The organism is Chryseobacterium sp. MMS23-Vi53 (assembly GCF_047651245.1).
Classification (GTDB): domain Bacteria; phylum Bacteroidota; class Bacteroidia; order Flavobacteriales; family Weeksellaceae; genus Chryseobacterium.
Genome location: NZ_CP180265.1, coordinates 2,363,464 through 2,382,207, shown reverse-complemented (window position 1 = coordinate 2,382,207; position 18,744 = coordinate 2,363,464). Strand labels below are relative to the sequence as shown.

Sequence of the window (18,744 nt, the reverse complement as noted above, 5' to 3'; positions counted from 1 at the left end):
GTTGTTAGTTGTCGGTTGATTGTTTCGAACCGATGACTAGCAACAAGTAACTATTAACAAAAATCAAAAAAATGGGAGCACCACATAACATAAAAAGATACGGTGAAGTCTGGCCGGAATTTAGAATTAAAAGCGGACTGGAAATTTTAGAGAAATTAAAGGATAAAGTCATTATTTCAGGAGGTTGGGCGTGGCATTTTATGTCTGAAATCGGGCATACGGAATATAAACACGCTCATGACCATAAGGATATTGATGTTTTTGTAAAGAAAGAAAACGTTGCTGAAGTGGTGATAATTCTTCAGCAGGAGAGTTTTCAGAAAGTCTGGACGAGGTATGACCATCTTCCGAGTGAAGAAAATTTCCGCAGATATGAGAAGACAATTGAAATGGAAAACGGAAAGTTTCACAGGATTACCATCGATTTCTTTGAAAGAAGTGATTTGGAAACTGTTGAAGCAAACGGATTTACGGTTGTTAAACCAGATGTTTTACTTTCCTTTTACAGAAACATTCATTCCAGCGATAAATGTTGGGCAGTGATTGCTGCAAAAGATTTATTGGAAAAAGGAATTAATCCTGTTGGTCATTCTAAATTAAGCGAAATGCCAAAATAATTTGAAATGAAAAAAAAATATAAACAAGAATATTTCGGTTATCATGAAAGCATTCTCGTAGTCTGTCCGAATTGCGGAGAAGATGCAGTCGTGAAAAATGAACACAGTTATAAAACGGCAACATTGGAATGTAATCATTGTAATTTGAAAAAGAAAGGATTGGATTTGGTGGTTTATAAAGCATTTATGAAACTCAATTGTCCAGTTTGTGGGCATCCGATTCGTTACGAACAAGGGAATTTGAAAGAGAAATCTAAGAATGTTACTGTAAAATGTGATGAATGTGACTCTTCTTTTCAGATTCAACCCAAATCAGAGAAATATCTCAACAGCTCAATAAAGGAAGAAGGTTTGATTCACGATCCGGTTTTTGGCTGTCCATATTATTTTCAGACAGATTTTAAAGGAAAGTTATTCTGGGCAAAAAATCGGGAACATCTTTTAGAAATGGAAAACTATGTTTCATCAGATTTAAGAACAAGACTGCCTTACAGAATGCGGATGGTAGAAAGATTACCAACATTTATTAAAGAAGCCAAAAACAGAGAGGCGATTTTAAAAATTTTACAAAAATGGAAAAACTCATACAAATAACCTCAGGAAGAGGACCTTTAGAATGTCAATGGGTAGTTGCAAAAGTACTGAAGGTCTTTCTTGAGGAAGCAAAAGATAATAAAATAGATTATGAAATCATCCATCGTGAAAACGGTTATGAAAACCTGACATTGAAATCAGTAACTCTTCTTTTAAAATCAAAAAATATAAATGAATTTTTAAAGGATTGGCTGGGAAGCATTTGCTGGACAGGAAAAAGTACATTCCGAAAACTGCATAAAAGAAGCAATTGGTTTATAGGAATTTTCGAGCTGGAAGGTTTGGAGAAAATCAATTTTAATGAAAAAGATATTCAGTTTCAAACGACGAGAAGTCAGGGAAGCGGCGGACAAAATGTGAATAAAGTGAACACGGCGGTTCGCGCAACGCACGTTCCGACGGGGCAAAGTGTTTTCGTACAGGATTCGCGTTCGCAACTAGAAAATAAGAAACTGTCGATTACAAGATTGAAAGAAAAAGTCTTGGAACAGAATATTATTCAGCTTCAAAAAAGAATGCAGGAAACGTGGAACAATCATTTGCAGGTGCAAAGAGGAAATCCTGTCAGAACATTTTCCGGAACAGACTTTAAAAAGAATTATCAGGAAAAATCGTTTAAAAAACAAAGAAATCAACTCAAAAACGAATTAAAAAACTACAAAAATGACCTTAACTAAAAATAAATATTACTTTGAGGCTTTGGATAACTATCCATACAGTCTTCCGGAATGCCTGGAAGCATTGAACTATGCTCTGTCCTACGATCCGGAAGATGCAGACAGCCTTTGTCTGATGGGAAGAATTTACAGCGAAATGTTGAGCGATTATGAAAAGGCAAAGCTGTATTTTGAGGAAGCAATGTTGTATGATGTTAATAATCTTAATACTCCTCAATACTATATTAAATGTCTTTTGGACAACGAAGATTATCAGGTAGCGGAAAAATTGATTCAGTATGCATTGAAAATCAAGGGGATTGACAGATGTACATTATGGTTTTACAGAGCTTTGCTTTCGGAGATGAGAGGAAGTTTTAATAATGCTTTGAAATTTTTGGATGAATCTGCAAAGTATTGTTTCACAGAATATAGTTTGAATGTAGTAAAGGATCGTAAAAAATTCATCAAATCGAAAATGCCGAAGAAAAAGCAAAATAAAAAGAAGAAGGAGACGAAATAAGTCTCCTTTTTTTGTAAATTTAATAATGGAATTACGGTTTGAACTAAAACAACTTCAGTTAAAGGAAACATTTTCAATTGCCTACGGGAATTACGATAAAAGAGAAGCATTACTTATAGAATTAGCTCATCAAAATTGTAAAGGTTATGGAGAATGTGTGGCGATCGATTATTATCAAATTAATCTTCAAAGTTTTGTCTTAAAATTAAAAGAAATTCAAACCCAGATTGAAGCTCAGAAAATCATTCATCCAAAAGATTTTTTTAAATTTTTATTGAATTTAAATCTTCATCCGTTCTTACTTTCTGCATTGGATTGCGCGTATTGGGATCTTTTCGGGAAGCTAGAAAATAAGAGTTTTATTGAATTGAATCAGCTTCCAACGGACCATTTAGTAGAAAGTTCAATCACCATTTCCGTCGGAGAAATCGACCATCAGATTGAAAAAATCAACAAAAGCAAATGGAGTAAATTCAAAGTAAAATGCAAAGGTTTAAATAAAAATGATGTCGAAAAATTATTGCAATTAAATCAAAATATCGCCTTAGATTCCAACGCAAGTTTTACTGATGAAGATTGCATCTGGCTTCAAAATAATGCTGAGGTTCAAAAATTCTCGTATCTCGAGCAACCACGACCAATCGACAACTATAAAATTCTTAAAAAAGAAAGTTTTGCGAATTGGATGGCAGACGAAGATTGTCAGGATATCAATTCTTTGGAAGGATTAATTCCTTATTACAAAAGCATCAATATCAAATTGATGAAATGTGGCGGATTAACTCCCGCTTTAGAAATGATCAAAAAAGCTCGTGAATTAAATTATAAAATTATGATCGGCTGCATGACAGAATCCACCGTCGGAATTTCCGCAGGTTGTGTCTTAACGGGTCTCGTTGATTATGCAGATTTAGACGGAGCTAATTTAATTTCAAATGATTATGCATCAGGAAATTTTGTGGAAAACGGAAAAATTATTCTTTCCCAAAAGCCGGGTTTAGGAATTATGATTAAATAATTGAATAATGAATTGTCAATTCGCTTGGCTTGTCAATTTTTTTAGAAAGTTATCATTTGCTGAAGGTTTACGAACGTAGTCCGGCCTTTTCGAACATTAAAGCAAAATAAGAAATTAAAACAAAAATAGACTTCAAAAGAAGCCTATTTTTTATTTACAGATATTAGATAATCATAAACCATTTGATGCTGGTCGTCGCTCAACTTGGCTTTGGGAGCCATTCTGCTAAGAGTATTGATCCATCCTTTGTCGTCGTGTTTTGCAGGATCAGGTAATTTGTGACACCTATTGCACGAGTTTTCAAAAATGGTTTTTCCCTGAGCCAACTGTTCAGATGAGGTGTATTTTGGCCCGGTTACGGCCACACTTTTCGGCCCGCACGAAACTAAGATCGTGGCAGAACCTAGAATCATACCCAAAATCAGTTTTTTCATAATAATATCTTTTTTAAAGTGAATTATTTCTTCACAGATACGATATAATCGTATACCCACTGATGCTGCTCATCCGTAAGTTTCGCTTTTGGAGCCATCGAATTCATAATTCCTACCCACTGAACCGAATTATGAGACGTCGGATCTGGTAATTTATGACATCTTCCGCATGAATTTTCGAAGATTGTTTTTCCTTGTGCGATCTGCTCTGCTGTAGATTTAGAAACGGTTGGTGTTGCTGCTGTTGTTGCTTTCGGAGTACAAGATGCTAGCAAAACGGCAGTAAATGATGCTACAGCGATTATTTTTTTCATGTTTTAAACTATTTGATTCAAACAAATGTAGGAAATTCCCTTTTCCATTGCTGAAATAGAGCTTAATTTAGAAGAAATACAAATTAGAAGGATGAATTAAAGTTAATGGTGAATTCTCAATTTTGGATTTTATTATTTTTTAGGAGCTTAATCCCGCTTTCTGCTATATCTTTTTTTCCATTGCTTTCCCTTACCAAAAAAGGATGCCGCGACAATCGGGGCTAGGGTGACAGTGTTTCATTAAAAATTCCGAAGTAGTCATAAAGTTTGTCATCCTGAAAGGATCTAAACTTGAATCTTTCCATTTTTTTCCAATACTAAGCCTAGATCCTTTCAGGATGACAAATTTTGCGGAAATAAATGTATTTTCATCAAAAAAAATTGTCAAATGAAACGCATTCCCTCTTGACCATTGACTTTTAAATGTCTATTTTTGAATCAATGAAATTTTCTACAGAAGAGCTAATAGAAGGAATAAGATCAGGAAACAAACGCCTGATCGCAAAAGCTATTACATTAGTCGAAAGTAAAAAATCCGAACATAGACTTCAAGCAGAGGAATTATTAAAACAAATCATGCCTTTTACAGGAAATTCAATCCGAGTGGGCGTAACGGGAGTTCCGGGTGCAGGAAAATCAACTTTTATAGAAAATTTCGGAAGATTGGCTATTACGAATGGCAAAAAAGTAGCTGTTTTAGCGATCGATCCAAGCTCCGCCATCAATAAAGGAAGTATTTTGGGAGACAAAACCAGAATGGAAGAATTGGCGAAAGAAGAAAATGCTTTCATCCGTCCATCTCCAAGTTCTGGTTTTTTGGGTGGTGTTGCCAACACGACTTTTGAAACCATGATGATTTGCGAGGCCGCAGGTTATGATTATATTCTCATTGAAACCGTTGGTGTAGGGCAATCCGAAGTTTTGGTTGCCGATATTACTGATGTATTTTTATTTTTAAAAATAATTGGGGGGGGTGACGAACTTCAGGGTATCAAACGAGGGATCATGGAAATGGTAGATGTCATTTTCATTAACAAAGTGGATAAAGACAATCTTCAGAAAGCAAAAAATACCAAATTAGAATTAAAACGGGCTTTAGATTTTATTCCTCCCAAAGAAAAAGACTGGAAAGTTCCGGTTTTGCTGGGTTCTGCTTTGAGTAATGAAGGTTTGGATGATGTTTTCGAGAAAATTAATGATTTCATCAGCCTGAAAAAGAAAACCGGTCGATTCGAAGAAGTAAGAACTCAACAAGGAGAAAAGCGCTTTGAATATTGGGTTCAGGAATATATTTTATCGATGATGAAGAAAAATAACTCGGTAGAAGAAGCTTATATTCAACACAAAAAAAATGCTTCGACAAGGGTTTCAAATCCAAGTACCGAAGCAAAATTATTTGTTGAAAAATTTTTACGGGATTCAAGATCCGATTCTTGATGTATTTCGATTATATCCTTTAAAATATTTTTTTATTACCACAGATTTTCACGGATTTGCACAGATGATTGCGTATAATTTTTAAAAATATAAATAAAAACACAACATAAACATCTGTGCAAATCCGTGAAAATCTGTGGTTAAAAATTTATACAAAGCAATTATAGTAGAGTATAAGCTTTTAAACTAGGCATCACGAAACCTGAAACTCATCTAAAGTTTCTCCTTTTCTTCTTCATTTTTAGAAATATATCCGTCGTAGGAAATCGGCTGTCTGTCATTACTTCTAATCGATGTGAATGCTTTCCCGTTTTTGAAAATCTCAATGGTAATTTCGTCTACTGTACTTTGGTCGTTTACTTTAATTTTTACAATCGATTTTCCTTTTCTGCCCTGCGTTGTATTTACAGAGAAATCTTTTGATGTAAATCTGTAACTATTTTGGCTTGTATTTCCGTAAGTAGGATTAAAAACTCTTCCGAAATATGGTAAGACAACTTCCAGTTTATCTTTTCTTAAATCAATAGAATAATTGCTTCCCGAAAGATCCAAAATCCTTGTCGCAGTAGAATTCGGCATTGAGCTCATGATATTAATTACATCATAATTCGTCGGAGTTGCTCTTTGCGCATGAAACGAAAAATCTTGAGAATTCACAAGATTCGTTACTTCCTGAGAATCCATATTCTGAGCTGTGCAGCTTTGGAAAAGAAATAAAAATCCAAAAACAAATATGATTGAAATATACTTTTTCATGATACTAAAATTATTATTAAATTTAAATAGCAAATTATATGCAAATATATTTCTTCTAAAAGATTTTGGAATAAAAATTGTTAAGGTTGAATTAATACACTCGAACTATGAAAATAAAACACGTTTTAGGAATAGGAGCCGTTGCTCTATCTGTTGTTGCATGTACTACAAACCCGATTACGGGTAGGTCTTCTCTGCAGCTTGCGAATAATTCGGAAATCATGACCATGTCTGCTCAGGAGTACAAAACGACATTGGGAAAATCTAAAGTAATCTCGGGAACTGCAGACGCCAAAAGGGTGACTAGCGTGGGATCGAGAATAAAATCTGCTGCAGAAAGATACTATCAGCAAATTGGTAGATCTGCAGATCTTGCGAATTACAATTGGGAATTTAATCTTTTACAAAGCAATGAACTGAATGCTTGGTGTATGCCGGGCGGAAAAGTAGCAGTTTATACAGGAATCTTACCGGTTACCAAAAATGATAACGGGCTAGCTGTTGTAATGGGACATGAAGTTTCTCACGCATTAGCAGGACACGGAAACGAAAGGATTTCTCAGGCAATGGTGGCTCAATATGGTGGGCAAATTCTAGGAGGAACAATTTCTAACGGTCAGTGGGCAAGTGTTTTCGAAAAGGTTTATCCTATTGGTTCTCAGGTTGCTTTATTGAAATATGGTAGAAATCAGGAGTCTGAAGCGGATCAAATGGGATTATATTTAATGGGAATGGCGGGGTACGATCCGAGAGAAGCAATTCCTTTCTGGAACAGGATGGAAGCTGCATCTACAGGGGCAAGACAACCAGAGTTCCTTTCAACGCACCCGAATCCTGAAACAAGAATTTCAGATATTAATAAAAACCTTCCAAAAGCATTGGAATATTACAAGGCAGCTGGAGGAAAAATATAATTAATAAAGAATTTTTAATCTTGAATAAAAGCCTTATTGAATTTTCGTTAAATTTGGTGAGGCTTTTTAATTTAAACCATTTAAACACAATATCATGAAGAGTTTATCACTTACCGGACTTATTCTTTTGGCATTATCAGTGCTTTTGTTTTACTTAACGTCACCGAATTTTACAATTAATGATTTAACGATGTCTCACATTATGGGAATAATGGCAGGAGTCGGAATTGGTTTAATTATCGGTGGAATGGTTGGATATGTAAGCAAAGGAAGCGCGATAAAGGCTGAGCAGAAGCGAAAAGAATTCAAACAATTGCAAAAAGATAAAGAAGATCTGGAAAAGCAGGCGGCAGAAATTGCAAGACGTGAAGCAGAACTTCAAAATCAACAAAATCAAAATCCTCAAGTTTAGAACCTGAGGATTTTTTTATCGTTGTTATTTTCGTTGAATTTAGAATTTGTATCCTAAACCTACCATAAATAAGTTAGGTCTGTTGTCATATCTGATTTCTTCACCCGAAACTCTATTGATGAAGTTTCTTGAATCTTTGCTAAATGCGCCTTCATATCTTGCATTTAAAATCAGTTTTTTAATTTCCACCTGTGCTCCGAATTGGTAACCTACGGTGAAATTATCTCTTGCATTCTCTTGGAAATCGTTGAAAGTATCTTCTTTGCTTAAATTATAACTTGCAACCGGACCAATGAAAACTCCCAGCATATCTCCTAAAACCTTGTGTCCTACAAGAACCGGTAAGTCGATACGGCTGCTTTTGATGTCAAAAGTTGTATTTGCTGTCGTGAATTCATTTTTAAAATTTGTATAGTACAATTCCGGCATAATAAAGAATGATGCAGGAAGATTTGCCTTCAATGAAAGACCTACGTTGAACCCTACATTATTTTTTCCTTCTCCATCAATCGCTTGGTTTACTGTTCCTTTAATGTTCTGCCAAGACGGCGAACCTGTAGGAAAAATTAAGTTCGCTTTACCTGCCAGAGAAATCTGTGCAGAAGCCAACATAGAAAAACCTATTAATGCTATACTAAGTGCCTTTTTCATTATCGTCTATTTTTGTAATTGTATTATCAATAGTTTTGTTATTCTCAAGCATATATTCTCTCAGTTCTTTAAAAAGCTCTGATGAATAAACGAAATCGATTAGATTTTTATTGCCTGCGGTAATCAAGATGTCTTTATTACCTTCCCATTCCTTGATTCCTAATCTCAGATATACAATTTTCTCGCCAATCGTCATCACAGAGTTCATATCGTGCGTATTGATGATGGTCGTTGTGTTATATTCTTTCGTAATTTCAAGCAAAAGATCGTCGATTACGTTCGATGTATAAGGATCTAATCCTGAATTCGGTTCGTCACAGAAAAGATATTTTGGGTGGTTTACAATTGCTCTTGCAATGGCAACACGTTTCTGCATTCCTCCGGAAATTTCTGATGGAAATTTTTTGTTGGCTTTATCTAAATGTACTCTTCCTATTACTTCAAAAACACGTCTTTTCTTTTCTCTGAAGGTTAAATTGGTAAACATATCGAGCGGAAACATAATATTTTCTTCCACCGTTAATGAATCAAACAAGGCGCTTCCCTGAAAAACTGTTCCGATTTCTGAACGAAGGTGCTGCTTTTCATCTCTGGACATTACATTGATGTCTCTTCCATCAAACAAAATTTCTCCTGAAGTTGGCTGATAAACATTCAATAAACTTTTTAGGAAAACCGTTTTTCCCGAGCCACTCTGCCCAATGATTAAATTTACTTTTCCTTTATCGAAAGTGGTTGAAATTCCTTTAAGTACTTCAACTTCATCAAAACTTTTCTTTAAATTTTTTACCTCAATCATTAGCTTAATATTAATTGGGTTAATAGCAATTCGGAAAGGATAATGAAAACCATCGTCCAAACCACGGCCTGCGTACTTGCTCTACCTACCTCCAGTGAACCTCCTTTTACATTGTATCCGAAATAAGACGGAACCGTTGCAATAATAAAAGCAAAAACAATCGTTTTCGTAAATGCATAATAAACGAAAAGATTTGGCATATACATTTGGATACCTGTGATATAGTCATTCGTCGTCCAGTTTCCCGTTAAAACTCCGGCAACATAACCTCCTCCAATACCAAATACGATACTGATGGCAATTAATAAAGGATTAAAAATTACACAGGCGATTATTTTAGGAAGAATAAGGAAGTTGGGTGAATTTACCCCCATGATATCCAGTGCATCGATCTGTTCGGAAACACGCATGGTTCCAATACTTGAAGCAATATAAGAACCTACCTTTCCGGCTAAAATCAGGCTGATGATGGTAGGTGAAAACTCCAAAACCAATACCGCTTTTGTAGCATATCCTACAAATGACGGCGGAATCGGGAAGTCGGAAGCATCGAAGTTGTTGAACATCTGAATGGCAACAACCGCTCCAACGAATATAGATGTGAAGATCACCAACCCAAAAGAGTTGACTCCCAAATCATTGATTTCTCTCATGAACAGCTTCCAGAATACCCTCATTTTCTGAGGCTTCTGAATAGATTTGCCTAGAAGGATAATGTATTCTCCGACCGCTGTAAAAAACTTTTTTAACATTCTGCTAAATTAGACTTTTTTATTGAATTAGATTTATGTTGAGACGAAGCGTGAGCTCAGCTTTATTATTTGAAATTTAATTATATCATAATGTAGACCAAACTTTTATTTTGCATTTTTATCACCACCAATTACTAGCAAAACAGTTTTTAAAATAATAACAAGATCCAGCACAAAACTCCAGTTTCTTACATAAAAAGCATCTGCTAAAACTCTTTTGTTCATTTCAACTTCTACATCACCGGCATCACCACGAAGACCATTTACCTGCGCAAGACCCGTAATTCCTGGACTTACCATGCTTCTTAAACTGTATCGTCCGATTTTTGGCTTGTAATAATTATCAACCGCCAGCATATGCGGTCTAGGTCCTACAATAGACATTTGCCCTCTCAGAACATTGAGAAACTGAGGCATTTCATCAAGGCTTGTTTTCCTTAAAAATTTACCAATTTTTGTGATTCTTGCATCATTTTCTTCTGTCGTTTTGGTGGAAGATTCATCATTTACGATCATTGTACGGAATTTAATACAATTAAAAACCTCTTCATGGAAACCATATCTTTTTTGAAGGAAAAATACAGGTCCATTGGATGACATTTTAATTAAAATTGCTATGATTGGAAAAAGCCATGAGCAGATTCCAACTAGGACAATGATGGAAAAAATAATGTCAAATGTTCTTTTTAATAAAAAATTAGAATAATAATCCAGCGGATATTTTGCCTGATTCAGTACGGGCTGTGTCTGGATGTATCCCATATCGTAAAGGAAAAAATCGCTTTGTGTGATGCTGGGAATCAAAGATATATGAACTTTGTTTGCTTCGGCTAATCTGAAAATTTCCTTCTCCTGTCTTTCGTTATATGAATTTTCTGTTGGAATAAACAAGGTATGAATTCCGTTTGCTTTCCAGAATTCGATCAATTCATCTGGTTTTATGTCAGAATAATTATATTCGAAAATCTTGTAACCGTAATCTTTTCTTTCCTTTAAAATATTCTTTAAAACTTCCGTGGAACTGTTTTCATTTAAAAACATAATATTCCTGTGGTTGATACCCAGACTACGGAAATATTTAATTCCAAAATAAATCAGCGATTTAGCAAGAAAAATAAAGAAAAACAGATAAAACGAAAGCCAATAAATATCCGAATTGAAAAATACATTATAACTGACTTTTCCAATCAGTAAAACGCCCAAAATAAACAACAAAAAATGAACGAGTAACCGCTCCAGAAACAAGGTATAGGTAAGGTTTCTAGGGATATTATAAATTCTTGTTCTACCGCTGAGAAGCATCCAAAACAAAAATAATAATACCAAAGAAAATGAGTTCTGATACCACGTTTCCTGATTGTATTTTAAATCCTGATTTCTGCTCAGGAAAAAGAATATAAAAATAGATGCAATAACCAAAAGGTCAAGCAAAACGATGATCGATTTCAGGTATCTAGAGTATCGAATTCTCTGCATCTATCGGCAATTACTGATACGAAAGGCTAAGTTACATATTTTTACGGGATATTCAGATACTTATGGGTCTGAACTGATGCTCTCCATTCCGGATTTTCCAAAATGAAGTCTGTAATTTTGGGATACATCTCATCTCGCTTACTCCATTCACTCTGAAGATATAATGTGCAATTTTCCGAAACTTTTGCAGCTTGTTCCTGAGCAAATTTAAAATCATTATTATTAAAAATAATCATCTTAAGCTCGTGAGCTTTAGCGTAAATTTCCTCTTTTGGAAGCCCTGTTTTCTTTGGCGAAAGGGTAATCCAATCGATTTGTCCGCTCATAGGATATGCTCCCGAAGTTTCAATATGAACAGTGCATCCCAATTCTTTTAATTTGGATGTTAAAATATCAAGATTCCACATTAATGGTTCTCCTCCTGTTAAAACGATTGTCTTACAATGTTTTGCTGCAGTTTCTGCAATTTCTTCTGCATTCATTAATGGATGTAAATTCGGATCCCAGCTTTCCTTCACATCACACCAATGACACCCCACGTCGCAACCTCCTAATCTAATGAAATAGGCTGCTTTTCCAGTGTGTGCTCCTTCTCCTTGAAGAGTGTAAAAATGCTCCATTACAGGGAGCATTTTACCTTCTTTTAATAAAATATCTTCTTCTTTATTCATTTTAAAATTAGTCGTTGTAGACTGAAGTTTTGTAAGCAATGATGGTGTTTTTCATCAACATCGCTCTTGTCATAGGCCCAACTCCTCCCGGAACAGGGGTGATCCAGCTTGCCTTAGCAGCACAGCTGTCGAAATCTACGTCACCCGCCAAATAATAACCTTTTGGAGAATCGTTGTCTACTCTTGTAATACCTACATCCACAATTACTGCTCCGTCCTTGATCATTTCTCCTTTTAAGAAGTGAGGATCTCCCAAAGCTGTAATTACGATGTCTGCTTTTTTAGTATATTCTTCAATGTCTTTTGTGTAAGAGTGTGTTAATGTAACCGTTGAGTTTCCTGGGAAATCTTTTCTTCCCATCAAGATACTCATTGGTCTTCCTACGATTTTACTTCTTCCGATGATCACACAGTCTTTACCCTTCGTTTCAATATTATATCTTTCTAATAATGTTAAAATTCCGAACGGAGTTGCAGGCAAGAAAGTATCCATCTCCAACGCCATTTTTCCGAAGTTTGTAGGATGGAAACCGTCAACATCTTTTCTTGGATCAATCGCATTGATGATCTTCTCCTGATCGATTTGATCCGGTAAAGGTAACTGAACGATAAAGCCATCTACAGACTTATCTTTATTGAGATCTTCAATTTTTTCCAATAATTCAGATTCAGAAACTGTGCTTGGAAATTTCACTAAGCTAGATTGGAAGCCAACTTCTTCACAATCTTTTACTTTAGCATTTACATAAGCCTTACTTGCACCGTTGTTTCCAACAAGAATTGCCACCAAATGCGGAGCTCTCCTTTTTGAAGCAACGATTTTTTCAACTTCAGCTTTAATTTCCTGTTTTATTTCTTTGGATACTTTTAATCCGTCAAGAATTTCTGCCATTTTTTACTTTTATTACTTTTACTATTAGATTTTTTATGGATATTTTTCCGGATTCTGATGAGTGCAGAAAACAGAAAGGATGTAAATCATTTTTTCCTCTTCATTTACTTCATAGAAAATAATATAAGGAAATTTCTTTACGGGAAGGGCTCTTACAGATTTATACCTTTTCTGAAAATAAGGGCTGGTAATAATTCTGCTTATTGAAAGATCAAGTTGTTTATTAAAATCCTTTAAAACTTTTAATGAAATCTCAGCATAATAATCTGTTGCCTCTTCAATATTTTCTTCAGCAATTGGTAAAAATTTAAAATTAAAGTCCATACTTTGCTCTAATTCTTTTCAAAGACTCTTTACCGTCTACAGCTGTAGATTTATCCTGTTTTAAGGCTTCATCGATCACTCTCTTCATTTCATCCGTCAACTCAAAATCATCCTCATTTTTTTCAAAACTGATTTTCATTCTTTTCAAAAAAGTTTCCACAAAGGTCTCTTCTTCCTTGTTATTTAGGTTAATGATAATCTGTGTCATATCTTTTATTTTTAATCAAAATTAATGAAAATCAACAATATTTTATTTGTTTGATTTATAATAATTAATCAACCCATTCGTCGAAGAATCATGAGAGCTAATAGCCTCATTATTTTCAAGTTCCGGAAGGATTTTATTAGCTAAAACTTTTCCTAATTCCACACCGAATTGGTCGAAACTGAAAATATTCCAAATTACACCTTGAACGAAAATTTTATGCTCATACAAAGCAATTAATTGCCCCAGTGAAAAAGGAGTTAATTCGTTGAATAATAATGAATTGGTCGGCGTATTTCCGTGGAAGACTTTGTAGTTTAATAAGAAATCAATTTCCTCATCAGTTTTTCCTGAAGCTCTTAATTCTTCTTCAACCTCTTCTTCTGTTTTTCCGAAGGCAAGTGCCTCAGTTTGAGCGAAAAAGTTCGCTAATAATTTATCTTGATGATCAGAAACTTTATTCGGACTTTTTGCATAAGCAATAAAATCAGCCGGAATCAATTCTGTCCCTTGGTGAATCAATTGATAGAAAGCATGTTGCCCGTTTGTTCCCGGCTCTCCCCAAATGATTGGTCCTGTTTCATATTCTACAAATTCTCCGTTTCTGTCCACACATTTTCCGTTGCTTTCCATATCTCCCTGCTGAAAATATGCCGGAAATCTGTCTAAATATTGCGAATAAGGAAGAATGGCAACGGTTGTCGCTGCATAGAAATTGCGATACCAAATCCCAATTAATCCCATCAAAACAGGAATGTTTTCAGCAAAATCTGCTGTCTGGAAATGTTGATCTGTATCGTAAGCTCCTCTTAATAATTGCTCATAATTTTCATATCCAACAGAAAGAACGATGCTTAAACCAATCGCACTCCAAAGTGAATATCGTCCGCCAACCCAATCCCAGAATTCAAATATATTTTCTTCAGCGATTCCGAAGTCTTTAACTGCTTGAACGTTAGTTGATAATGCTACAAAGTGTTTTGCTACATCTTCCTGTTTTCCAACTTGTAAGAACCAGTCTTTTGCCGAATGAGCATTGGTCATCGTCTCCTGCGTTGTAAAGGTTTTAGAAGCAATGATGAATAAAGTTGTTTCAGGATTTAGATTCTTTACAACTTCCGCAATATGATTTCCGTCCACGTTGGAAACAAAATGAACGTTTAACCTTGTTTTAAAATGTTTTAAAGCCGAAACCACCATCACTGGTCCCAAATCTGAACCTCCGATTCCGATGTTCACTACATCTGTAATTTCTTTTCCGGTGAAACCTTTGTGATCTCCTGAAATAATGCTTTCAGAGAAAGATTTCATATGGTCTAAAACTCTTTTGATCTGAGGTTTGATGTTTTCTCCGTCTACCAAAATTTCCTTATCGGAAAAATCTCTCAAAGCTGTATGCAAAACTGCTCTTCCTTCTGTTTCGTTGATTTTATCTCCCGAAAACATTTTAGAAATAGCATCTTTCAATTGAGTTTCTTCTGCAAGATTTAATAAAAGTTCTTTAGTTCTTGCATCAATTAAATTTTTAGAATAATCGAAAAGGAAATTGTCTCTTTTGATCGAAAATTCATTGAAACGATTCGGATTGTAAGCAAAAAGGGTTCTTAAATCGAAATCGTTGTCTCCAAAATGTTCATCAAGAGCTTTCCAGCTATTGGTTTGAGTAGGATTTATTTTTGATAGCATAATATTTAGAAATTAGGTTTTAAGGCTTCGGATCTAGGATTGTTGAATGCCAAATCCTCTTGCAAAATTATTGATTTGCAAATTTACGGAATTTTACTTCAAAGATGTTAATTGATGATTAAAAATCAATTGGTAAGTTCAAGTTCCATCGACAGATGGTGAGGAGGTATGATATTTTCCTTTCCATCAAACATTTTGAACCAATTACTTTTAGAACTTGAAAATGTATTTGATGTTTTTGTTTGATAGCCATAAAAGAAAGGATTTATTCTATCAACAATTGCATTTTCTTCTTTGCTTCCGTCCGGATTTATTTTTGTCATTTTGGCTAAATAATGATTTTGTTCATTAATAATCCATTCAACGCCGATAAAAAGCCCTTCTTTGGGCATGGTTATTGGATTTTTTGAAAAATCTATTTCTGTGATATTTTTGCCTTTTTTACAACTCACGATAACATTTTTTAATTTTTCAAGTGACGATTTTCCATTAATATTCTCATGAAAAACTAAATTGAAAACTGCATCAGGTTTACCTTCCTTCACTTCTGTCGGAATTTTAATTTTCTTGATGAATAACTTCTTCTCAGTATGATTATTCTCAAAAAAATCCACAACACTCCAAGATGTTTGGCTTCCCATAAAACCGAAATTATCTTTTTTTGTCGAGCCTACTGTAAAAGTTTCTCTAAATGTAGGTTTAGCAATTTCCACTTCTTCAATTTCTTTGAATTTTGGCTTTAAGTAATAAGTGTTTTCCTGTTTCGAAACATTTAGTTTTTCATAACCAAAAGATTCGATTTCATAAATTTCTTCACCTTTTTCTAAAGTGACTTCCCCGTTTTCCTCCGTGTTTCTGTAATCGTTTTTTCCTCTTAAAATAAGTTTTGCATAAGGAATTGGTTTTTTGTTGTTTTTATCTAAAACTTTAATTTGAATTTGTGAAAAGGTTAAAATTGAAAATAAAAAAAGTGTAAATGTTGCGAATTTTTCATTCATGATATGGCTATTATTTGATTATTTAACGGATTTTGAAAAGCTTTATTTAGTTATATTGAAATTTTATCCAGCTTAAATATTATGTTAAATTTTAAATTATTATTTTTAGCTTCAATATTTTCATTAAAACCATGCTTGATAGAAGAAATTTCATTAAAAAATCATCATTAGGACTAAGTTTTTTCGCTTTGCCTACGTCTGCAAAGATTTTATTTACAGATGATTATGTTTCAAAAAGACCGAATTTAGAAAAAAGAAAATTCACTTCTCAGGCAGTTGAGAATACGATTAAAACGATTAAAAAATCCATTGCAGATCCCGAACTGGCATGGATGTTTGAAAATTGTTTTCCAAATACATTGGATACAACGGTGAAATTTTATGTGAAAGATAGCAAACCTTTTACGTATGTCATCACAGGAGATATCGATGCAATGTGGCTTCGTGATTCTTCGGCGCAGGTTTATCCTTATTTAAGTCTTGCGAATCAAGATGAAAAATTAAAAGATCTTTTGAAAGGCGTAATCAACAAACAAGTTGAATGCGTTCTTCTCGATCCTTACGCTAATGCTTTTTTCGATGATCCCAATAAAATTACTGACTGGAAAGATGATGCTACACAAATGAAACCAGGAATTCACGAGCGAAAATGGGAAATCGATTCTTTGTGTTATGTGATGCGTTTGTCTTATAATTATTGGAAAATAACAGGAGACTCTTCCGTTTTCGATTCCGATTGGAAAAAAGCAATGCTTCTTATATTGCAGACTTTTAAAGAACAGCAGCGAAAAGATTCAAAAGGACCTTACAGTTTTCAAAGATCAAATGGAAATCCTTTAGACACGCAATTTGCAGGAGGTTTTGGAAATCCGACGAAGAAGGTTGGGTTGATTCATTCTATGTTCCGACCTTCGGATGATGCGACTTTTTATCCTTTTTTGATTTCTTCAAATATGTTTGCAGTGGTTTCTTTACGCGAAACGGCTGAGATTTTTTCTAAAATTTTAAAAGATGAAAATTTGTCGGTTGAATTTAAAAACTTAGCGAAAGAAGTCGATGAAGCGATTCAGAAATATGCCATTTTAAATCATCCTGAAGCCGGAAAAATCTACGCTTTGGAAATCGATGGTTTCGGAAATGCTTTGTTTATGGATGACGCGAATGTTCCGAATTTGTTGTCAATTCCATATTTGGGGTACGCTTCAAAAGATGATGAAGTTTACCAGAACACGAGAAAATTTTCTTTAAGCAAAGCAAATCCGTGGTTTAGCGAAGGGAAGTTTGCGAAAGGAATTGGCGGGCCTCACATTGGAGAGCATAAAATCTGGCCTTTAGGTTTAACAATGCAGGCTTTAACGACAGATAATGATGAGGAAATTATTTCTTGTTTAAAAATTCTAAAAGCGACTCACGCCGGAACCGGATTTATTCACGAATCTTTTGATGTAAACAATCCAAAAGATTTCACAAGATCTTGGTTCGCTTGGGCAAATACGCTTTTTGGAGAACTGATTCTTCATCTTCACAAAACAAAACCCGAAATTTTAAAGCAAAAATTTTAAGCATAAAAACCTCCGGAAAAAATCTGGAGGTTTCTTGTAAAATTTAAAATATATAGATAATCAGAGGTTAGGATCGCTTATATTTCAGTTGTTGTTTCTTTTTTAGCTGGTTTTCTTTTTCTTAAAAAATAAACAATGGCAGCTCCGATCAATATCAATGGCCAAACAGTAATTAATCCCACAACAATTTTTTGAATTAAATAATATCCTTCCACAAAAGCGGATTTTGCGCTGTAAACGAAAGCAAATTTATATTTGTCATCGATACTTTTTGTGTTGGTAACGGCGATTTCAGCGGTACGAAGCTTCGGTTCTTTAATGAAAATATCAATCGTGCTGTATTTTAGCTGATCCGTCATATTCATGCTTTGGAATTGTTGGCTGTTTCCTTCTTTCATATTGTCATCACCCATAGTCACTTTATCTTTATTGACTTTCATTTGGGCAATATTGTCGGTCGTTTTTTTATTTCTCTGAGCTTCCAAAGCCGAATATTTGATGTTGGCTGTAACGTCTTCTGCATTGATGGATCTTGAATTTAAGAATAGTTTTTTATCATTAATTAAAGTAAGTAATTCTCCTAATTTTTCGGTCGGAACTCTCAATTGCATGCTGTTTTCGGTCTGATATTTTTTCACTAAAACAGCGTCTTCATTCGAAGTGTTGTAAGTATCTTCGGAAACTACATTACTTTGCAGATTGCTTTGGGTAACGAATCCTCCCAATTCCTGAACCGATTTTTCAATGGAAATCGTTGCTTCATAAACGTCTTTCACTTCCATATTTACATCTGCGGTTTTTATGAACTGCTTGTCTTTTACCTTCATGGTTGCAACAGAAGAAATGCTGTCCGAAGTTACAACTGCTGCAGAATCAGCTGTAGCATATGCATCAAGTTCTGTTGTAGAAACTTCTCCTTTTTTACATGAATAAATTCCTAATAAAAGTGCTGTTGCGATGGATAATCTGATGTAAGTAGTTTTCATTGTATTGATTTTTAATGTTTTGCTTATCCCAAAGTTCAGACGGAATCATTTGTAAAGTTTGAAAATC

Annotated in this window: 23 protein-coding genes; 9 read left to right on the top strand and 14 right to left on the bottom strand. The window is 34.5% G+C overall.

Annotated features, from left to right (window positions below):
* The first annotated feature begins 71 nt into the window (after positions 1 to 71).
* The 5 genes from ACKX2A_RS10520 to ACKX2A_RS10500 are packed head-to-tail and all read left to right on the top strand — an operon-like array spanning position 72 to position 3,408.
* A complete protein-coding gene (locus tag ACKX2A_RS10520) occupies positions 72 to 617 on the top strand; it encodes a hypothetical protein (RefSeq protein WP_415324433.1) in 546 nt (181 codons plus the stop codon).
* A gap of 6 nt (positions 618 to 623) precedes the next feature.
* Positions 624 to 1,211, top strand: coding sequence for a hypothetical protein (locus ACKX2A_RS10515; protein WP_415324431.1), 588 nt, complete (start codon positions 624 to 626; stop codon positions 1,209 to 1,211).
* A complete protein-coding gene (gene prfH, locus ACKX2A_RS10510) occupies positions 1,190 to 1,888 on the top strand; it encodes a peptide chain release factor H (RefSeq protein WP_415324429.1) in 699 nt (232 codons plus the stop codon). Before ACKX2A_RS10515 ends, prfH begins: the two co-directional genes overlap by 22 nt.
* A complete protein-coding gene (locus ACKX2A_RS10505; protein ID WP_415324428.1) occupies positions 1,875 to 2,390 on the top strand; it encodes a tetratricopeptide repeat protein in 516 nt (171 codons plus the stop codon). Before prfH ends, ACKX2A_RS10505 begins: the two co-directional genes overlap by 14 nt.
* Before the next feature lie 25 nt (positions 2,391 to 2,415).
* A complete protein-coding gene (locus ACKX2A_RS10500) occupies positions 2,416 to 3,408 on the top strand; it encodes an enolase C-terminal domain-like protein (protein WP_415324427.1) in 993 nt (330 codons plus the stop codon).
* A gap of 143 nt (positions 3,409 to 3,551) precedes the next feature.
* Here ACKX2A_RS10500 and ACKX2A_RS10495 read toward each other — a convergent pair whose 3' ends face one another.
* Both ACKX2A_RS10495 and ACKX2A_RS10490 read right to left on the bottom strand, forming a co-directional pair.
* Complete coding sequence (locus ACKX2A_RS10495) at positions 3,552 to 3,842, bottom strand: cytochrome C (RefSeq protein ID WP_415324426.1); 291 nt, start codon at positions 3,840 to 3,842, stop codon at positions 3,552 to 3,554.
* A 23-nt stretch (positions 3,843 to 3,865) separates the two neighbouring features.
* Positions 3,866 to 4,156: a c-type cytochrome gene (locus ACKX2A_RS10490; RefSeq protein WP_415324424.1), complete on the bottom strand. Its 291-nt coding sequence runs from the start codon at positions 4,154 to 4,156 to the stop codon at positions 3,866 to 3,868.
* A gap of 441 nt (positions 4,157 to 4,597) precedes the next feature.
* Here ACKX2A_RS10490 and meaB point away from each other — a divergent pair, with 441 nt between their 5' ends.
* Positions 4,598 to 5,593 carry a methylmalonyl Co-A mutase-associated GTPase MeaB gene (gene meaB, locus ACKX2A_RS10485; protein WP_415324422.1) on the top strand — a complete coding sequence of 332 codons (996 nt, stop codon included), beginning with the start codon at positions 4,598 to 4,600 and terminating at the stop codon, positions 5,591 to 5,593.
* Between the two features lie 213 nt (positions 5,594 to 5,806).
* Here meaB and ACKX2A_RS10480 read toward each other — a convergent pair whose 3' ends face one another.
* Positions 5,807 to 6,349, bottom strand: coding sequence for a DUF4251 domain-containing protein (locus ACKX2A_RS10480; protein ID WP_415324420.1), 543 nt, complete (start codon positions 6,347 to 6,349; stop codon positions 5,807 to 5,809).
* Positions 6,350 to 6,456: 107 nt separating this feature from the next.
* Here ACKX2A_RS10480 and ACKX2A_RS10475 point away from each other — a divergent pair, with 107 nt between their 5' ends.
* Both ACKX2A_RS10475 and ACKX2A_RS10470 read left to right on the top strand, forming a co-directional pair.
* A complete protein-coding gene (locus ACKX2A_RS10475; protein WP_415324418.1) occupies positions 6,457 to 7,263 on the top strand; it encodes a M48 family metallopeptidase in 807 nt (268 codons plus the stop codon).
* A 94-nt stretch (positions 7,264 to 7,357) separates the two neighbouring features.
* Positions 7,358 to 7,675: a hypothetical protein gene (locus ACKX2A_RS10470; RefSeq protein WP_415324417.1), complete on the top strand. Its 318-nt coding sequence runs from the start codon at positions 7,358 to 7,360 to the stop codon at positions 7,673 to 7,675.
* A 39-nt stretch (positions 7,676 to 7,714) separates the two neighbouring features.
* Here the strand turns inward: ACKX2A_RS10470 and ACKX2A_RS10465 are convergent, their stop codons facing one another.
* From ACKX2A_RS10465 to ACKX2A_RS10420, 10 genes are all read right to left on the bottom strand, one after another.
* Complete coding sequence (locus ACKX2A_RS10465; protein WP_415324415.1) at positions 7,715 to 8,326, bottom strand: outer membrane beta-barrel protein; 612 nt, start codon at positions 8,324 to 8,326, stop codon at positions 7,715 to 7,717.
* Complete coding sequence (locus tag ACKX2A_RS10460) at positions 8,310 to 9,125, bottom strand: ABC transporter ATP-binding protein (protein ID WP_415324413.1); 816 nt, start codon at positions 9,123 to 9,125, stop codon at positions 8,310 to 8,312. The genes ACKX2A_RS10465 and ACKX2A_RS10460 overlap by 17 nt, the downstream gene beginning before the upstream one ends.
* Positions 9,125 to 9,877 (bottom strand): MlaE family ABC transporter permease, encoded by a 753-nt coding sequence (locus tag ACKX2A_RS10455; protein WP_415324412.1) that lies wholly within the window; start codon positions 9,875 to 9,877, stop codon positions 9,125 to 9,127. The genes ACKX2A_RS10460 and ACKX2A_RS10455 overlap by 1 nt, the downstream gene beginning before the upstream one ends.
* Positions 9,878 to 9,982: 105 nt before the next feature.
* Positions 9,983 to 11,353: an exopolysaccharide biosynthesis polyprenyl glycosylphosphotransferase gene (locus tag ACKX2A_RS10450; protein ID WP_415324411.1), complete on the bottom strand. Its 1,371-nt coding sequence runs from the start codon at positions 11,351 to 11,353 to the stop codon at positions 9,983 to 9,985.
* Positions 11,354 to 11,394: 41 nt separating this feature from the next.
* Positions 11,395 to 12,024 (bottom strand): 7-carboxy-7-deazaguanine synthase QueE, encoded by a 630-nt coding sequence (locus ACKX2A_RS10445; protein ID WP_415329452.1) that lies wholly within the window; start codon positions 12,022 to 12,024, stop codon positions 11,395 to 11,397.
* Between the two features lie 7 nt (positions 12,025 to 12,031).
* Positions 12,032 to 12,916, bottom strand: coding sequence for a bifunctional 5,10-methylenetetrahydrofolate dehydrogenase/5,10-methenyltetrahydrofolate cyclohydrolase (locus tag ACKX2A_RS10440; RefSeq protein ID WP_415324410.1), 885 nt, complete (start codon positions 12,914 to 12,916; stop codon positions 12,032 to 12,034).
* Positions 12,917 to 12,949: 33 nt separating this feature from the next.
* Positions 12,950 to 13,240, bottom strand: a complete 291-nt coding sequence (locus ACKX2A_RS10435; RefSeq protein WP_415324408.1) for a type II toxin-antitoxin system RelE/ParE family toxin — start codon at positions 13,238 to 13,240, stop codon at positions 12,950 to 12,952.
* A complete protein-coding gene (locus ACKX2A_RS10430) occupies positions 13,230 to 13,448 on the bottom strand; it encodes a hypothetical protein (protein WP_415324406.1) in 219 nt (72 codons plus the stop codon). Before ACKX2A_RS10430 ends, ACKX2A_RS10435 begins: the two co-directional genes overlap by 11 nt.
* A 42-nt stretch (positions 13,449 to 13,490) precedes the next feature.
* Positions 13,491 to 15,131 (bottom strand): glucose-6-phosphate isomerase, encoded by a 1,641-nt coding sequence (pgi, locus tag ACKX2A_RS10425; protein WP_415324404.1) that lies wholly within the window; start codon positions 15,129 to 15,131, stop codon positions 13,491 to 13,493.
* A 125-nt stretch (positions 15,132 to 15,256) separates the two neighbouring features.
* Entirely contained in the window at positions 15,257 to 16,129 is an 873-nt protein-coding gene (locus ACKX2A_RS10420) for a hypothetical protein (protein ID WP_415324402.1), read from the bottom strand.
* Positions 16,130 to 16,260: 131 nt separating this feature from the next.
* On the opposite strand from ACKX2A_RS10420, the gene ACKX2A_RS10415 reads away from it, so the two are divergent.
* Positions 16,261 to 17,691, top strand: coding sequence for a glycoside hydrolase family 125 protein (locus ACKX2A_RS10415; protein WP_415324401.1), 1,431 nt, complete (start codon positions 16,261 to 16,263; stop codon positions 17,689 to 17,691).
* 77 nt (positions 17,692 to 17,768) lie between these two features.
* Here ACKX2A_RS10415 and ACKX2A_RS10410 read toward each other — a convergent pair whose 3' ends face one another.
* A complete protein-coding gene (locus tag ACKX2A_RS10410) occupies positions 17,769 to 18,677 on the bottom strand; it encodes a DUF4349 domain-containing protein (protein WP_415324399.1) in 909 nt (302 codons plus the stop codon).
* Positions 18,678 to 18,744: the final 67 nt, after the last annotated feature.

What these genes read in the sequence shown, in the direction of transcription:
- ACKX2A_RS10440 (WP_415324410.1), bottom strand. Translation starts at nt 12,916, where the DNA reads ATGGCAGAAATTCTTGACGGATTAAAAGTATCCAAAGAAATAAAACAG.
- ACKX2A_RS10505 (WP_415324428.1), top strand. Translation starts at nt 1,875, where the DNA reads ATGACCTTAACTAAAAATAAATATTACTTTGAGGCTTTGGATAACTAT.
- ACKX2A_RS10470 (WP_415324417.1), top strand. Translation starts at nt 7,358, where the DNA reads ATGAAGAGTTTATCACTTACCGGACTTATTCTTTTGGCATTATCAGTG.
- ACKX2A_RS10480 (WP_415324420.1), bottom strand. Translation starts at nt 6,349, where the DNA reads ATGAAAAAGTATATTTCAATCATATTTGTTTTTGGATTTTTATTTCTT.
- ACKX2A_RS10415 (WP_415324401.1), top strand. Translation starts at nt 16,261, where the DNA reads ATGCTTGATAGAAGAAATTTCATTAAAAAATCATCATTAGGACTAAGT.
- ACKX2A_RS10450 (WP_415324411.1), bottom strand. Translation starts at nt 11,353, where the DNA reads ATGCAGAGAATTCGATACTCTAGATACCTGAAATCGATCATCGTTTTG.
- ACKX2A_RS10495 (WP_415324426.1), bottom strand. Translation starts at nt 3,842, where the DNA reads ATGAAAAAACTGATTTTGGGTATGATTCTAGGTTCTGCCACGATCTTA.
- ACKX2A_RS10430 (WP_415324406.1), bottom strand. Translation starts at nt 13,448, where the DNA reads ATGACACAGATTATCATTAACCTAAATAACAAGGAAGAAGAGACCTTT.
- ACKX2A_RS10520 (WP_415324433.1), top strand. Translation starts at nt 72, where the DNA reads ATGGGAGCACCACATAACATAAAAAGATACGGTGAAGTCTGGCCGGAA.
- ACKX2A_RS10435 (WP_415324408.1), bottom strand. Translation starts at nt 13,240, where the DNA reads ATGGACTTTAATTTTAAATTTTTACCAATTGCTGAAGAAAATATTGAA.
- ACKX2A_RS10445 (WP_415329452.1), bottom strand. Translation starts at nt 12,024, where the DNA reads ATGAATAAAGAAGAAGATATTTTATTAAAAGAAGGTAAAATGCTCCCT.
- ACKX2A_RS10475 (WP_415324418.1), top strand. Translation starts at nt 6,457, where the DNA reads ATGAAAATAAAACACGTTTTAGGAATAGGAGCCGTTGCTCTATCTGTT.
- prfH (WP_415324429.1), top strand. Translation starts at nt 1,190, where the DNA reads ATGGAAAAACTCATACAAATAACCTCAGGAAGAGGACCTTTAGAATGT.
- ACKX2A_RS10515 (WP_415324431.1), top strand. Translation starts at nt 624, where the DNA reads ATGAAAAAAAAATATAAACAAGAATATTTCGGTTATCATGAAAGCATT.
- ACKX2A_RS10500 (WP_415324427.1), top strand. Translation starts at nt 2,416, where the DNA reads ATGGAATTACGGTTTGAACTAAAACAACTTCAGTTAAAGGAAACATTT.
- ACKX2A_RS10490 (WP_415324424.1), bottom strand. Translation starts at nt 4,156, where the DNA reads ATGAAAAAAATAATCGCTGTAGCATCATTTACTGCCGTTTTGCTAGCA.
- ACKX2A_RS10460 (WP_415324413.1), bottom strand. Translation starts at nt 9,125, where the DNA reads ATGATTGAGGTAAAAAATTTAAAGAAAAGTTTTGATGAAGTTGAAGTA.
- pgi (WP_415324404.1), bottom strand. Translation starts at nt 15,131, where the DNA reads ATGCTATCAAAAATAAATCCTACTCAAACCAATAGCTGGAAAGCTCTT.
- meaB (WP_415324422.1), top strand. Translation starts at nt 4,598, where the DNA reads ATGAAATTTTCTACAGAAGAGCTAATAGAAGGAATAAGATCAGGAAAC.
- ACKX2A_RS10455 (WP_415324412.1), bottom strand. Translation starts at nt 9,877, where the DNA reads ATGTTAAAAAAGTTTTTTACAGCGGTCGGAGAATACATTATCCTTCTA.
- ACKX2A_RS10465 (WP_415324415.1), bottom strand. Translation starts at nt 8,326, where the DNA reads ATGAAAAAGGCACTTAGTATAGCATTAATAGGTTTTTCTATGTTGGCT.
- ACKX2A_RS10410 (WP_415324399.1), bottom strand. Translation starts at nt 18,677, where the DNA reads ATGAAAACTACTTACATCAGATTATCCATCGCAACAGCACTTTTATTA.
- ACKX2A_RS10420 (WP_415324402.1), bottom strand. Translation starts at nt 16,129, where the DNA reads ATGAATGAAAAATTCGCAACATTTACACTTTTTTTATTTTCAATTTTA.